This window comes from Devosia sp. P1_H9, from assembly GCF_056405135.1.
In genome coordinates, this window is the sequence record NZ_JBFUCQ010000003.1 from 178,960 (window position 1) to 193,155 (window position 14,196).

Genomic DNA, 14,196 nt, shown 5'->3' on the forward strand with positions numbered 1-14,196 from the left:
TCAGTGCTTGTCGGGGTTGGGGCGGTTGCTGGAATCGCGCTTCATGTCGTCATCCATCTGCCGCTGGCCCTGGCGATTCTGGTCGCCCTGCTGGCGGCCCTGATCGGCACCGCCAGACTGCTGACCACCCTTGCCGCCCTGCCGTCCGGCCTGGCCGGACTGCTTATTGCGGTTCGCATCCTTGTTCTGATTGGGCATGGTACTCCTCCAATTGATGCCGGACGCTGCGGCAGACGTAGAACTTCCGCTGACAGCGATTGTTCCGCGGAAATGCGAAATTCCGAACCCGACGCGTCGGGTCTGCTGGAGGCCGGCGGAAGGTCGGTCAGCCGTGATGAAAGCGAACGGCAATCGCACCCCGGGAGCGGCGAACCACCGAGCACCGGACATTGCCGCCATTGGGCACGACCAGGTCGAAGCTCGAGGGTGGCTGCGAGTTGGGCGAGAGGTGGAGGAGAGCCCCGGTTCGCGAGGCATTATGGATGGCGCAGGTCGCCACCTCATCGCCCATCTGGATCAAGCCCTGCAGTATCCGCTGTCGCGGCGAGTTCCAAATGTCCGGCATGCAGTCCCCGTGAGAAGCGTCAAGGCGATCTAACTTGGGCCGCTGGCGAGTGGTTCCGGCAGAGCTGGTATGCTGGGTGCGCTTGGCCGACCGATGGACCATCCTGGGTCCAATCAGGGTCCGGTCCGGTTCGGCACTTAGCCACCGAAATCAGGCCCCCAAACCGACACTGTAGGCAACCACCAGCATCGAGATCGAGAAGGCATAGAGGGTGATCAGCGCCAGGGATCGCAGCATGGTTCGGGCTCCGGATTTTGGTGGGGAATGGCCAGCGGCAGTGGGCTGCCAGCCGGCCATCTGCAGCGGGCTATTCAGACGGCGTCACTGGCCATCAGGCTTGACGTCGACAGTCACGGCCGGAACATCGATATCGACGGTCTTCGAGCCGAAGGTGCCGTTGAAGTAGAGAAACAGTCCGACAGCGATGACGATGACGAGCAGGATGCCAGCGACGACACCCACCCCTCCGCCACTCGAAGTAACAATGGTTTCACGATCGGCCATTTGATTTCTCCATACATGTGGACCTGTCCAAACAACGTCCAGGGGTCGTGCTCGTTCCGAAAACTGCTGTGATTTCAGTGTGATAGTCGACTTGTACGCGCGCATGCCGAACGACGCCGAGAGGTATCGACGTCGGCGGCCGGCTACCCTGAGGCCCCGATGGCCTCGACTTGCGAGCCTGCTAGTGGAGTTCCGCCACCTGACCCAGGGGACTGAGAAACTTGCCGTAAACCCAGCCTGCCCGGCCATCCTCGGCAGTGATCATCACCCAGCCGCGTTCGGTCCTGCCGACCGTGACCTTGGTGCCGCCGCCGAGCAGAAAGACTTGCCGGCTGGTCTTGACCGGCGCTTCACGGACCCGGAGCGACTCCACGGCGACGGAATGGGAAAAAGTCGATGCCGGCGACGTAGCCGTTGGACCTGGCGGGTTGGGGGCTTTGATCGTCACCGGCACCGATTTCGCGATGTTCAAGTCGTCGGCTTTCGCCGTCGGCAGATAGGCCACGTAGCTAGGCTTCAGGTTGAAGGTCTTGACCGGAGCTATCGAGGCAACCCTGGCAACCGTATCCGCGGTAAAGCTGAGGCCGGATACAGTAAGCGCTCCCGCAAGGAGCGCCGCGCCACAGAACAGAGCGATAGAAACAATTGGTCGACGCATTCTTTGTGTCAGATCCTTGTGTCCAGATCCTTGGGGAGCGGCGACCGCCGTGTGGGGCACCGAGAGGGAACTCGCGGCCGCCGCTCCTGGAGAAACAAGCTCGCTGAGGGCGCCTGGTTCCTGACCCCAGACTTGAGGCCCACTGGGCATGGCGACCTAAGTCGCTATGACATCTCAAAGAAAATGCGGAACCGGTCACAAGTATTCGAGTTAGTTTACCGTCCGATACATGCCGCCGCTTGTGTCGAACGCCCCGCACAGCGGGGTCCACACTGATGGTCAAACCCCCGTTGCTCAACCAACGGGGGTTTGATCGTCTTTGGACAAGAATAACGAGGCTACGGAGAGGCGATCTACAGGCGTCAGAGGGCGTTCGTCTGGGAAGGGTGCCTGCCGGCCCTGCTCGCGGCATCCGGGGATACAAATAACGGCGGGCGCCCTGGTTGGGGGCGCCCGCTGCCTGATGCCCTAAGTTGCGGCGGAGCTGGGCATCATGCGGACCTCTCAACAGGCCCGTTACTCGAGCTGCGCTTGCAGCTGTCCGGGGGCAGCAGGGTGCTGGCCGGGGGCAGCAGGGCGCAGGAACTTTCCGTAGACCCAGCCGGTTCGGCCGCCTTCGGCGGTGATCAGCATCCAGCCGCGTTCGGTGCCGGAGACGGTCACCATGGCGCCGTTGTGCAAGCCGAACACCTGCGGGCTGTCTTTGGCTGGGCTCGACCGAACGCGGAGCGAGTCGACGGCCACGGTGAATGCAGGCGCGCTGGCCGGAGGCGGTTCGGTCGTCATGGATACCGGCACGGCAGGGACGGACCTGGCGACGTTGAGATCGTCCGCCGTAGTGACGACGGTCGAAGCCACATAGCTGGGTCGGATATTCGCCCTGACAGGCGAGAGGCTCGCCATCCGCGCGACAGTGCCGGCCGTGAACGTCAATGAACTCACGGTTAGCGCTGCAGACATGAGGAAGGCGGCACACAGCACAAAGAATGCGGCGATCGTTCGGGCCATCTTCAGCTCCGTTGTCGCTCAGGCCACCGCATTCTGGAGACTAAAATCTCGATCGGAACAAAAGGTTCCGGAACCATGTGAGGTCGGGAGGGATATGAGGACTGTGATGAGGAAAGCCGCGCCGCCAGCAGGAGCGGRCCGCCTTGCGGTCCGCCCGTCTCGTGTCAGATCTGGAAGTAGCCGCGGGCCTGGTCTTCGGTGGGCATCTGTCCGCCCGGGGTCATCTTGTCGACGGTTTCCGGTATCGCCGTAGCCAGTCGCCGGAGCAGCTCGTCGCGGGAGAGGCCAGTGCGCTTCGAGAGTTCGGACAGGTTCTCGTCGCCGATGGCCCGTGCCACCTCGTCGGGGCCAAGGCCGCGGGTGGGGACATCGGGGTTCACCCAGGAGTCGGCCGTTTCGGACTGGCCGGAGGACTTGAAGCGGTCGAGAAGATCGCCGAGCCCACCTGTCAGCACGTTGCCCGATCCATTGCCGCCGCCGAGCAGGTCGCCAAGACCGCCGAGCATGCCCCCCAGGCCGCCTTGTGCATTTGGATCGCTGCCGGGCTTCTGCAGTCCCTTGAGTGCTTCACCGATCTTGTCGCGATTCTGGTAGCCGGCGACGGCCAGCAGGCCGAGCAGCGCCAGCATTGAAGGCAGGCGGTTTGCCATGAGGTCCTCCTATGCCCGGCGGCGCGCAACGGCGCCCCAGACGAAAAGTACGATGACGGCGCCGACAACAGCGCCGATGAGGCCAGCGCCTTCGCCTGCCGAGTACCAGCCCAGCGCCTGGCCAAGAAAGGTTGCGACGAAGGCTCCAACGATCCCGAGGATCGTCGTCAAGACGAAGCCTGACGGGCCTCCCGATCCGGGCACGATGAACTTGGCGATAACGCCTGCCACGAACCCGATGAGGATTGTCCAAAGGATACCCATGCTTCACTCCCTGTGGTTGATCGCCAACCAACCAGCAGGGGGTCAAAGGGTTCCGTTGCTCCGCCGCTCTCGCCTGCTGGAACCTCCTGCCCCCAGCGGAGTTGGATGAGGCTGTCAGATAGGACCGAAGTGACGAAATCCGAGAACTATGCCGATTCACTTTCGATCGATGGGCGCTACCGCCTACTGGTAGAGGCCATTACCGATTACGCCATCTACATGCTCGATCCGACCGGCCGGGTCGCCAACTGGAACGCCGGCGCCCAACGATTCAAAGGGTACACCGCGGACGAAATCATCGGCACAAACTTCGAGGTGTTTTACGTCGATGAGGACAGGCAGAATGGCCTGCCGGCGCAGAACCTCAGACGCGCGCGTGAAGAAGGCCGTATCGAGCAGGAGGGATGGCGGCTCCGAAAGGACGGAACACGCTTCTGGGCCCACGTCGTTATTGACCGGATCATGGATCCGAGCGGCCAGCTTGTCGGCTTCGCCAAGATAACGCGCGACCTCACTGAGCGGCGCAACACGCAAGCGGAGCTGGAAGCGGCCCGCGAAGCTCTCTTCCAGGCGCAAAAGATGGAGGCGATCGGGCAGCTGACGGGCGGGATCGCCCACGATTTCAATAACCTGCTGATGGCGGTGCAAGGCAGCCTCGAAACCGTGATGAGACGGCTGCCGGCCGACAACCCTCATCTGCCATTTATCGAGAACGCCTTGAAGGGCGCGAGGCGCGGAACGGCGCTCACGCAGCGGATGCTGGCATTTGCGCGGCGCCGGGAGCTGACGATGGTTGCGATCGACATCGGCGCGCTGGTGCTGGGCATGCGCGACATGCTGGAGCGCTCGCTGGGCCCGTCCATACTCGTCGGCCTGCGGCTGCCCGCCAACGCCCCCAAGGCACGCTCGGATCCTGCCCAGCTGGAAAACGCCATCCTCAACCTGGCGCTCAACGCGCGGGACGCGATGCCCAATGGCGGATCCATTACCCTCTCCACCGCGGTGCGAAAAGCATCTCAGGGGTCGGAACCGCGTCCCAGCCACTATCTGGTGCTGGCCGTCGAGGATGATGGCGAAGGCATGGATGAGGTCACCCTTTCACGTGCTACCGAACCGTTCTTCACGACGAAGGAAGTGGGACAGGGGACCGGCCTGGGCCTGGCGATGGTCCACGGCCTCGCCATGCAGTCGGGCGGTCGCCTGCACCTGGAGAGCAAAAAGGGACAGGGAACCCGGGCGGAGATCTGGCTGCCCCTGGCCGAGGGTCAAAGCGAGGTGATGGTGGAAGCAGAAGCAAGAGCGCCACATGGCGGGCGCGCGCTCAGCATATTGGCGGTGGATGATGACCCGCTGGTGCTGATCAACACCGTGGCCATGCTCGAAGATCTTGGTCACCAGGTCACCAGCGCCGGATCCGCACGAGAGGCTCTGGAACTCATCGAGGGTAACCGGTTCGACCTGGTCGTCTCCGACCAGGGCATGCCGCACATGACCGGGCTGCAGATGATGGACGCCATGCGTCTAAAGGGGCACTTGATGCCGACGATCGTCACGACGGGCTATGCCAGTTTGCCGAAGACGGATGTGGCCGTGACCACGGTGTCCAAGCCGTTCGGACTCGATGAGCTGGAAACGGCCATCGCGGAGACGATGGTTGAGCCGGTGCACTAACCGTCCGGCCTCGAGATCGCGCAGAAGGATCGGCGGCTCAACGGGATAGAGCCTGACGGGGTCAGTGCCGGCGCGATGGAACACATATTCGGGAGACTCGTTGCAAGCCAGGGTGTGCGTTCGACGCGCACGCAGTGATCTGCCCTCCGGTAGATCTCCAGCAGCGGCAGGGCGGGACATGAAGTTCTATTTCGACATCCGAGACGGCGCGGAGTTGACGCGCGATGACGTCGGCGTGGAGTTGCCGGATGCAAACGCCGCCCGGCTGCAGGCCACCATCGCACTGACCGAGATGGCGCGTGACTATCTGCCTCGGGACGGCGACGAGCGGCGGCTCTCGATCCATGTGCGCGACGCCGATAGCCCGCAGTTCGACGTCACGCTCGACTATGAACTCGAGGACCTTCGCGAGAAGGACGGCAGCTAGCATGGCGAAGCCGGCACTCGAGGAGTTCGATCCGTTCTTTGCCATGGTTTCGGTGCGGGACGAGCTGTCGGATGAAGAGCGGGCGATCGTCCTGGCATCGGCAGGCGACGCCCAATCGTTCGCCGCCGGCGAGGATATCGTTAGCCAGGGCGATCGGCCTTCCAACAGCACTCTGGTGGTGAAGGGGATGACCGGCCGGTATTCCACCGTCGAGGATGGCGGGCGGCAGATCACGGGGCTCCACGTTGCCGGAGATTTTGTCGACCTCCACTCTTTCCCGTTGCAGCTGATGGACCACTCGGTCACGGCGATCACCCCGTGCCGCGTCGTGAGCTTTCCGCATACGGGCCTCCTCAAGATCACCGAGCGATTTCCTCACCTCACGCGGGTGCTGTGGCTGCTGACGCTGCTCGATGGGTCGATCCATCGGCAGTGGATGGTCACGAAGGGGCGGCTGACCGCGGACGAGCAGATGGCGCATCTGTTTTGCGAGCAGTTCGTCCGGGCGCAGACGGCAGGGCTCGCCACGGGAACCCGGTACCCATTTCCGCTGACCCAGACGCAGTTCGGCGACGCCCTCGGTCTGTCGATCGTTCACACCAACCGGACGCTGCAGCGCCTCAGGCGAACGGGGACGATCGAGTGGCAGGACGGCGTGGTGAAGATCAACGACTGGCCGTTGCTGCAGGAGTTGGGGCAGTTCGATCCAACCTACCTCCACCTGGAAAAGCACCGTCGCTAGCACTGATTAACTTAGTGAAATGCGCGACGACTGCCCGCTGTCTAGATTCGGCGGATGACCGACAGCAGCCGTGAACGAAGCCCAAATCCAGACGTGATCGCCCACCGACGGGCAAGCGCGCTGGTCGCGCCATTTCTTCCCAAGCTGCAGCAATGGAACCTGTACGCGGCCAGTTCGTCGGCCAGGGAAGCCTCCCGCCTTACCACCGAGAAAGAGCGGGATACGCTGCGCGGTCGGCGCCTGGAGGTGATCGCCGAGGTGCACAGCGAGTTCGTTCGGTTTAGCGAAGCCATCGCCGCGGAGCCTGCCCATCCCCGCATCGCAGACGTGGACGCGGCATTTCGGCGGCTGTTGAGGACCCTCGATTTCTAGTCTCGATGCCTCGGCCGTTCCCACCTCGGGTGGGATTCGCTGTGGCCGAGCCGCAGTTTCACCGGCGGGCGGCAACTTTTCGGGGCGCCGAAGATTGTCTTTGGAGCCCCATGAAGGAGCCGCGAGAAATGACCTTTCCCATCGACCCCGCCCAGCGCCAGCCCAAGGGTGATCACAACCGGCGCCTCTCGCTTGGACTCGATCCAGAGCAGTTCGCCTTGGCAGCCGGGATTACCGTTGACGAGCTGCGCGACTACGAGAACACCTGGCCGGACCACGAATTCAGCCCGATGATCGCGCAGCGCGTCGGCGAGGCCCTCGAACGTCTCGAATTGGAACTGCCGAACTCCGAAGCCGCTGGCATCCAGCAACTGCAGGACAGAGCGGCCCACGGCCATGAGCCGATTTCCCTCATCGTTGACCCGTCCATCGACCAGTCGATCCGCGATACCGCGTATTATCTCTGGGAGTACGATGGCCGTCCCGAGGGACGCGACGAGGAATACTGGCACCGAGCCCGGGAAGTCTGGATGGGGCAACAGGCCTTGGATCAGGGCTTCGACTCCTCGATTGCGGAAACCGATCCCGAGATCGTCGACCGAGCGGTCGAGACGAGCCGGCAGATCGAGCTGCAGCGCCCGTTCAACAAGGACCCGGAAGACAACACCAGCGGCGGGTTCAACCAGAAGCGCTAGCCGGCAACAAGGTTTCGGCCATACCGTCAGAACCAGCCCGGACGCGGATGATTCAAGAAGGGCTGACCTGACCTTCAGACGGCATCGCTTCGGACGAGGCGGAGGCTGTTTCTCTCGTCACCCAGCCGGCGGTGCTCCAGTCACGCACCGTTACAGTTATGCGGCCCCGCTCGATGTCGATGAGGTTGTAACCGTTGGGCTCACCGCGAAGGCGGGTTGAAATCGTGGATGATGCCTGGGCTACGAGAATGGGAGCGAGTGCGGCGCGCCGCAGGCCCGAGGGTGCGCCTTGGACGATCGATCCCGGATGCTCGTGCTTACGCACGTAGGACAGGTGAAAGTGTCCCGATAGCACCAAACGGATACCGAGCCGGGTGAAGGTTTCGAGGGCCAGGTCGGCGCGCTTGACCAACCTCATGGGCTTTTCGGCGACCGTCTCCGGCTGCATCAGCGGGTGATGCGCGACGACGATCCGGAGCGCGCCCGGTGATGCACCCTCAAACTGCCGCTCCACCGCATCCAGTTGCTCCCGGTTGATGGATCCGTGGGCCCAGTTCAACCCGGCCCTGAGGCGCCTCGAGGTCTTGATCCCGGCGATCGCCACGCCTCCCATCTCGGTGAAGGGTTCGAGGTCATTCGCGATGTACTTTCGATAGAGACCATATGGGTCGAGGAAGCGGCGGACGAGGTTGCGCGCCGGGACATCGTGGTTGCCGGGGACGGCAAACACGGGTGTGCTCAAGGTATCGAGAAACGCTTTGGCAACCTGAAACTCCTCCTCGGACCCCAATTGGGTAAAGTCCCCGCTGACCACGACAAGGTCGGGGTGCTGGCTGGTCAGGTCGTCGGCCAACCCCTCGGCGAGCCGCGTATCGTGGTGGCCGAAATGCAAGTCGGAGAGATGACAGATCCGCATAGGTCAGGATGCCTCTAGGGGAGTTGCAGCTTCGGCTGGTTCCGGGGGCGCCAGAATCGTCAGCGCCAGGGGCAGGACGCGAAACCTCAGAGGGCTGGAGAGGGTGACTATCTCACCGTCGACCATGGCGCGTATGCGCAGCCATCGCGTCCGCACGACCACGGCGCGGACATTCTCAATCGTGAGGACATCGTCGTTCCGCCAGGTCCCCAGAGCCATCTCCGCGGCGAGCCGCAGCGCGTCGCGAACGGTGAGGTGTCGCAGCAGGTAAATGCTCAGGGTCCCGCCATCCAGCCGTTGGCGCTGAAACAGCTGGCCCAGCCCCTCGGCGTAGTCGTTGTTGGCAACCGCGATGGACTGCACGCGCTCGATACGCGGCTCGCCGTCCCTTGTGGTTATTTCGGCGGCGAAGCGGCGTACGCGCGACAGCCGACGGATCAGGTGACCAAGGAAGCCGAGCCTTGCGGCCAAGTCCCCTCGGCCACGCAGTTTTTCTCGTGCGGCGGCTATGCCGGGCACGGCGCCGATGACAACCTTGTGGAGGAAGATGCGGCCGTTGATTTCGCCGACGTCCATGCGGCGCGGCACCATCGCATCAAAGGCGCCGAACCAACCCTCAAGGGTTGAGGGAATCGACAAATCCCGGGCCAGCAGATTGGCCGTTCCCAACGGCAACACTGCCAGGGGTCGCCCGGTCTCGATGGCGACGCCCGCCATGCCCGTCGCCGTTCCGTCGCCACCTGCCGCCAGGAGAATGTCCGCCGTGCTGTTTCGAGCGAGGCGCAGCCGATCCTCGAATGATCGGTTCGGGTCAGCGTCGAGGCTGATCGGGTCCCCGCGCTCTGCGAACAGCGCGAGCAGCCGGTCGGCTGTAATGCCCTGCCGCATCGCGCCGCCAGAGTTTGGATTCAGGAGCACGTGGTATTTGGTGCGCATCCGTTACCTTTGGTTCGCCCGGTGTCACCGCACGGGAGGCCCCTCAGCCAAACTGTGGTTCGGCATCTTCCGACGCAGGTCCTTCAGCAGCTCGACCACCTGGTCCATTGACCTTCGCATATCCTCAACTCGGCTCAGCGCCGGCAGGTTGCCGGTTCGCGCAGAAAAGTCGCGGCGCGTGCCCTCGATTTCTTCGACCAGCTCGTCGATGACCCGACCGAGCGCACGAGAGGCATTGCCGTCGAGCCGTCCGGATGTCGCCTGGCGCGTGATGAAGGCGGCTTTGCGGTGGTAAGTCGCGAGCAGCGGGCTGAATGGAGCAATGACGTGTTCTTCATGCTCGCGCTCGACCGCGCGCGATGAACGTGCCCTGCGCTTAATGGCAAGATTGCTGTCGCCCATGGCGAACTCCCTGAGGCGGCGAGCCGCCCCCGTTGATGCGATTGAAAACTATGCCAGCAGCCACACCAGGGCTATGGACAGAGCCATCGCACCGGTGATCACGACCAAGGCGCCGAGCCACCAGGCCCAATTCAAGGCCAATGGTCGCTTTAGTGAAGGGTTGCCCATCCGGGCCTCTTTCCGAGCTCCAGCGACAGGATACGGCGCAGCATCTCCAGGCGCGTCACTCCTGCATGGCGGGCCAGATAGTCAAGGCGTTCGACCTGCCCTGGGACCAGGGCTACGGAAACGCGCTTGCGTGAGGTGTGGCTGGCTCGATTGCTCATGCAAGTACAAGACGCCTCTGGGGCATGGGAGTCAAAGTATTACCGAGTGAGGCCATTACTCACTGTCGTAATTCAGCGGTAGCCGCCGAGGCGCATGCTGTTGATCCTCCAGCACTCAGCGCCACGAGGGCTGGAGGCATTCTTCGAGGACTTCCGTCCGTCTATATAGATGGCGCCCTAGGCGGCGGCCGGGGTGGGCTCGCCGATCGAAAGCATCAGCCGATTGGCCCAGTTGAAGAAGGCGGCGGCCTGGATCAGGTCGGCGATGGCGAAATCGTCGAGGCCCTGCTCGCGCAGCGACGCGATCTCGGCGGGGCCGAACTCGGAGGGAGTGGCGGTGAGCTTGACCGAGGCATCGACGAGCTCGTTCCAGCGCGGGCCGAGGTCGACGTTCACGCCGTCGGCGAGGAGCTTGTCCAAGTCCTCGCTGCGCTTCGAATAGGTCGAGGCGAAGCGGGCGTGGACCGAGGCGCAGAAGATGCAGCCATTGTAGCGCGAGGTCGCGGCGGCCGCGAGTTCGCGCTCGGCGCGAGGCAGGCCGGCATCGGGGTTGTAGAAGATGTCCTGGTCGGTGCGGGTGCGCGCGCCGAGGATGTCGGGATCGCGGGCCAGCAGCATGAAATAGGGCGACTTGGCACGGCTCGCCTCGGTGAGCCCGTCCCAGTGGCGCTGGGTCAGTTCCTCTTCCTTCAGCGGCTCGAGCCAAGGGGCCCAGCCGATATTAGCCTGGGTGAAGGCGACGGGGCGGTTGGGGTCGTTGTAGGTGATGGCCTGGGTCATGTTGCTCACTCGGCGGCGATGGACTGGGTGTCGGCGGCGGCTAGCGCCCGCAACCCGGTGACGACACGGATCTGGAAGGAGAGGAAGGCGACGAGCTGGCTGAGCGTGACGATGTCGTCGGTCGACCAGCCGGCATTGAGCAGCGCCTGGAGGGCGGCAGAGCTGGCGTCGCGGGGGCGGAAGACCAGCAGGTGGGCATGGACGAGCGCCGCTTCGAGGCGGCCGAGCACGGCGCGGTTGGTTGGATCGGGGGCGTACAGCAGGCCGGGCGTGTCCTCGGCCGTCAGCGGGCCGGAGGGATAGGTGCCGTAGGGACCGGTAGTTTCACCGCGGCGGATTTCGGCGCTGATGGCGCCGAGCAGGCCGGCGCGGTCGTGGTGGCCGAGGGCCTCGCGGTAGAAGGCGGCGACCCCCTCATTGCGATGGAGGCCGGCAACGAAATAGGCGACGGCGAAGCGCTCCTCGATCAGCACGGTGCCGGGCGTCGCGGGCGAAAACAGCGCGTCATAGCTCGCTTGCGCGTTGTCGCGGGCCTGCACGCGGTTGCGGCGGACGGTGTCCAGCCTCGAACCGGGGACGATGCCGACCAGCCGGTCGATAATGTCGATCTGGGTGTGGCTCATGGGATTCCTCCTTCTGAAATTAGCGGACGACGCTGAGGCGCGGGGCCGGCTTGTCGGCCTTCTGCCAGCCGAGCTGGGGCGCGACATGGGCGGCGATCAGTTCGATCGAGCGCGGCACCAGTTCGTGCGGCGGATCGACCGAGTGCACCTGGAAGACGATGTCGGTGACGCGCGACAGCGTCGTGTCGCGATGGAGGCTCGCCAGAACATCCTCGATGGTGCCGACATGGGTGTCGGTGGCGGCGATCAGGTGGTCGAGATCGTCGCTCTCGAAGCGATGGCCGCTCTTGGCGAGTCCTGCAGCGGCCTTCCTGAGCCCGATCTCGGCATAGTGCCGGGCTTCGTCGCGGTTGTCGGCGACGAACAGGGTGCGCGAGGCGACGATGCGCGGCGCAATCTCGCGCGGCAGGTGCTCGTAATAGGCGTCGACGATCGGACGTTGCAGATCGGCGAGGCTGGCCTTGGGGTTGTCGGCCGGCCGTGGCTGGGTCCGCGACAGCATCAGCCCGTCGCCGGCCTTACCGGCCCGGGTACCACCGGCGACCGAAAACGTCGCCTGCCAGAAGCGTTCGAGCAGATGCGGCGCGGGGGGATAGAGCTTGGTGTCGCCGGTGATTGGCGAGCCGGAGAGCGCGGTGCGGAACGTGGCGAGGTGCTTGTCGTAGATGGCGTTCTTGTCAGCCACGTCGAAGCCGAAGGCCGTGAACGAGGACGGCGTGCCGCCCGAGCCGAGGCCCAGCTCCAGCCGGCCGCCCGAGAGCAGGTCGAGGACGGCGGCGTCCTCGGCGGCGCGGATCGGCTGTTCGAGCGGCAGCGTGATGATGCCGGTGCCGAGGCGGATACGCGAGGTGCGCGCCGCGACATAGGACAGGAACACCAGCGGCGCCGGCAGGCCGCCCTCGTCGCGATGGAAATGGTGCTGCGCCACCCAGGCGGTGTCGAAGCCGTGCTGCTCGGCGTGGACGATCTGGTCGGCGGCGTTGTGGTAGCGCTCGCCGGGGCCGGTGTCATCGAGCAGCCGGGTGAAGAAGCCGAGGCGCTTCGGGATGGTGTCAGGCATTGGCGTGGCTCCGCTTTCCGGGAATGGCGTCGATGAGTTCGCGGGTGTAGGCACTTTGCGGGCGAAGGAAGACCTCCTCCACCCGGCCGGCTTCGACCTGCCGGCCATTGTGGAGGACCGACACGGTGTCCGAGATCTGCCGCACCACGGCGAGATCGTGCGAGACGAAGAGGTAGGTGAGGCCGCGCTCGCGCTGCAGCTCGTCGAGGAGCTTCAGGATCTGGGCCTGCACGGTGACGTCGAGGGCGGAGACCGCCTCGTCGAGCACCAGCACTTTGGGGTCGAGGATCAGCGCGCGGGCGATGGCGACACGCTGACGCTGGCCGCCGGAGAGGGCGCGCGGGCGGCGGCCGCGGAGCGGTTCGGGCAGGCCGACGCGCTCGAGCAGGGCGTTGACCTTCCTAGCCCGGGCGGCGGCGTCTCGCTCGCCGAAATTGATCAGCGGCTCCTCGACGATCGAGAAGACGGTCTGGCGCGGATCGAGCGAGGAGAAGGGGTTCTGGTAGACCAGCTGGATGGTCTGCCGGAACTTGCGCAGCGCCTCGCCCTTCAGCGAGGCAATATCGGTGCCCTCGATGCGGATGGCGCCGGCGGTGGGCCGGCCAAAGCCGACGACGTCGCGAACGGTGGTGGTCTTGCCCGAGCCGCTCTCGCCGACGATGGCATGGGTGGTGCCGCGGCGGACGGTGAAGGAGACGCCGTCGACAGCGCGAAAACCCTTCCGGCCATCGGCGTGATAATCGTGGACGAGGCTATCGACGATGATGGCGTCGTCGCCGTCGAGCGGTGGGGTACGGAAACTGCCGGTGGCGAGCGAAGGGGCGTCGGCGAGCAGCCGCTGCGCGTAGGGGCTGCGTGGGTTGGCCAGCAGCGCCTGGGTCTCGCCGGTCTCCTGGATGCGGCCGCCCTGCAGCACCACGATGCGGTCGGCACGGTCGGCAGCGACGCCCAGGTCGTGGGTCACCAGCAGCATGGCCGTGCCGTTCTCGCGGCGCAGTTCGTCGATCAGATCGAGGATGCGGCGCTGCACGGTGACGTCGAGCGCCGAGGTTGGCTCGTCGGCGATGATCAGCTGCGGCTTCAGCGCGATGGCAATGGAGATCAGCACGCGCTGCCTCATGCCGCCCGAGAGCTCATGCGGGTATTGCTTAGCCCGAAGCGCGGGCTCGGAAAGGCCGACGCGGCCGAGGAGCTCGATGACACGGGCCGCGATGATCTTGCTGTCGCGCTCGCCGTGGATGCGGAGGATTTCGCCGACCTGCGCGCCGACGGTCTTCACCGGGTTGAGCGAGCTGGTGGGGTCCTGCGGGATGAGGCTGATCTGCTTGCCGCGGATAGCATCGAAGCGCTTGCCGGACCAGCGCGAGATGTCCTCGCTGTTGAGCCGGATGCTGCCGGTTTCGATGCGGCCGTTCTCGGGCAGGAGCCCGATCACCGCCTGGGCGGTGGTGGTCTTGCCCGAGCCGGATTCGCCGACCAGCGCCACCACTTCGCCGGGAGCGATGGTGAAGCTCACATCGTGGGTGACGCGGGTGGCGTGGTCGCGCTCGTCGTAGGCGACGGAGAGGTTTTCGACGGCGAGAAGGGGCGTCGTCAT

General features: G+C 64.8%; 19 protein-coding genes. 5 read left to right on the forward strand and 14 right to left on the reverse strand.

Annotated elements, in window-relative coordinates:
• The 7 genes from AC1DYL_RS07005 to AC1DYL_RS07035 all read right to left on the reverse strand — a co-directional run bounded on the left by AC1DYL_RS07005 (position 1) and on the right by AC1DYL_RS07035 (position 3,649).
• Complete coding sequence (locus AC1DYL_RS07005) at positions 1 to 198, reverse strand: hypothetical protein (protein ID WP_477150923.1); 198 nt, start codon at positions 196 to 198, stop codon at positions 1 to 3.
• Positions 199 to 325: 127 nt separating this feature from the next.
• Positions 326 to 565, reverse strand: coding sequence for a PilZ domain-containing protein (locus tag AC1DYL_RS07010; RefSeq protein ID WP_477172561.1), 240 nt, complete (start codon positions 563 to 565; stop codon positions 326 to 328).
• Between the two features lie 321 nt (positions 566 to 886).
• Positions 887 to 1,069 (reverse strand): hypothetical protein, encoded by a 183-nt coding sequence (locus tag AC1DYL_RS07015; protein WP_477172562.1) that lies wholly within the window; start codon positions 1,067 to 1,069, stop codon positions 887 to 889.
• A gap of 181 nt (positions 1,070 to 1,250) precedes the next feature.
• Positions 1,251 to 1,727: an SH3 domain-containing protein gene (locus AC1DYL_RS07020; RefSeq protein WP_477172563.1), complete on the reverse strand. Its 477-nt coding sequence runs from the start codon at positions 1,725 to 1,727 to the stop codon at positions 1,251 to 1,253.
• Positions 1,728 to 2,243: 516 nt separating this feature from the next.
• Positions 2,244 to 2,735, reverse strand: a complete 492-nt coding sequence (locus AC1DYL_RS07025; protein WP_477172564.1) for an SH3 domain-containing protein — start codon at positions 2,733 to 2,735, stop codon at positions 2,244 to 2,246.
• Between the two features lie 164 nt (positions 2,736 to 2,899).
• Positions 2,900 to 3,385: a YidB family protein gene (locus AC1DYL_RS07030; protein ID WP_477172565.1), complete on the reverse strand. Its 486-nt coding sequence runs from the start codon at positions 3,383 to 3,385 to the stop codon at positions 2,900 to 2,902.
• Positions 3,386 to 3,394: 9 nt separating this feature from the next.
• Positions 3,395 to 3,649, reverse strand: a complete 255-nt coding sequence (locus AC1DYL_RS07035) for a GlsB/YeaQ/YmgE family stress response membrane protein (protein ID WP_477172566.1) — start codon at positions 3,647 to 3,649, stop codon at positions 3,395 to 3,397.
• A 129-nt stretch (positions 3,650 to 3,778) separates the two neighbouring features.
• Here AC1DYL_RS07035 and AC1DYL_RS07040 point away from each other — a divergent pair, with 129 nt between their 5' ends.
• The 5 genes from AC1DYL_RS07040 (at position 3,779) to AC1DYL_RS07060 (ending at position 7,556) form a co-directional block, all read left to right on the forward strand.
• Positions 3,779 to 5,320, forward strand: coding sequence for a PAS domain S-box protein (locus AC1DYL_RS07040; protein WP_477172567.1), 1,542 nt, complete (start codon positions 3,779 to 3,781; stop codon positions 5,318 to 5,320).
• A 178-nt stretch (positions 5,321 to 5,498) separates the two neighbouring features.
• Positions 5,499 to 5,747: a DUF6894 family protein gene (locus AC1DYL_RS07045; protein ID WP_477172568.1), complete on the forward strand. Its 249-nt coding sequence runs from the start codon at positions 5,499 to 5,501 to the stop codon at positions 5,745 to 5,747.
• Position 5,748: 1 nt separating this feature from the next.
• On the forward strand, positions 5,749 to 6,489 hold the full coding sequence (locus tag AC1DYL_RS07050; RefSeq protein WP_477172569.1) for a Crp/Fnr family transcriptional regulator: 741 nt from the start codon (positions 5,749 to 5,751) through the stop codon (positions 6,487 to 6,489).
• A gap of 54 nt (positions 6,490 to 6,543) precedes the next feature.
• Complete coding sequence (locus AC1DYL_RS07055; protein WP_477172570.1) at positions 6,544 to 6,861, forward strand: hypothetical protein; 318 nt, start codon at positions 6,544 to 6,546, stop codon at positions 6,859 to 6,861.
• Positions 6,862 to 6,989: 128 nt separating this feature from the next.
• Positions 6,990 to 7,556 carry a DUF2934 domain-containing protein gene (locus AC1DYL_RS07060; protein ID WP_477172571.1) on the forward strand — a complete coding sequence of 189 codons (567 nt, stop codon included), beginning with the start codon at positions 6,990 to 6,992 and terminating at the stop codon, positions 7,554 to 7,556.
• 52 nt (positions 7,557 to 7,608) lie between these two features.
• Here AC1DYL_RS07060 and AC1DYL_RS07065 read toward each other — a convergent pair whose 3' ends face one another.
• The 7 genes from AC1DYL_RS07065 to AC1DYL_RS07095 form a co-directional block, all read right to left on the reverse strand.
• Positions 7,609 to 8,472, reverse strand: a complete 864-nt coding sequence (locus tag AC1DYL_RS07065) for a metallophosphoesterase family protein (protein ID WP_477172572.1) — start codon at positions 8,470 to 8,472, stop codon at positions 7,609 to 7,611.
• A gap of 3 nt (positions 8,473 to 8,475) precedes the next feature.
• The gene (locus tag AC1DYL_RS07070) at positions 8,476 to 9,408 is read right to left on the reverse strand and encodes a diacylglycerol/lipid kinase family protein (protein ID WP_477172573.1); all 933 of its coding nucleotides are present in this window, start codon (positions 9,406 to 9,408) and stop codon (positions 8,476 to 8,478) included.
• Between the two features lie 24 nt (positions 9,409 to 9,432).
• Positions 9,433 to 9,810: a hypothetical protein gene (locus tag AC1DYL_RS07075; protein ID WP_477172574.1), complete on the reverse strand. Its 378-nt coding sequence runs from the start codon at positions 9,808 to 9,810 to the stop codon at positions 9,433 to 9,435.
• A gap of 503 nt (positions 9,811 to 10,313) precedes the next feature.
• Entirely contained in the window at positions 10,314 to 10,916 is a 603-nt protein-coding gene (locus AC1DYL_RS07080; protein ID WP_477172575.1) for an alkylhydroperoxidase domain protein, read from the reverse strand.
• A gap of 5 nt (positions 10,917 to 10,921) precedes the next feature.
• The gene (locus tag AC1DYL_RS07085; protein ID WP_477172576.1) at positions 10,922 to 11,539 is read right to left on the reverse strand and encodes a CMD domain protein; all 618 of its coding nucleotides are present in this window, start codon (positions 11,537 to 11,539) and stop codon (positions 10,922 to 10,924) included.
• A 19-nt stretch (positions 11,540 to 11,558) separates the two neighbouring features.
• Entirely contained in the window at positions 11,559 to 12,599 is a 1,041-nt protein-coding gene (locus AC1DYL_RS07090) for a putative FMN-dependent luciferase-like monooxygenase (RefSeq protein WP_477172577.1), read from the reverse strand.
• On the reverse strand, positions 12,592 to 14,196 hold the full coding sequence (locus AC1DYL_RS07095) for a dipeptide ABC transporter ATP-binding protein (RefSeq protein ID WP_477172578.1): 1,605 nt from the start codon (positions 14,194 to 14,196) through the stop codon (positions 12,592 to 12,594). The genes AC1DYL_RS07090 and AC1DYL_RS07095 overlap by 8 nt, the downstream gene beginning before the upstream one ends.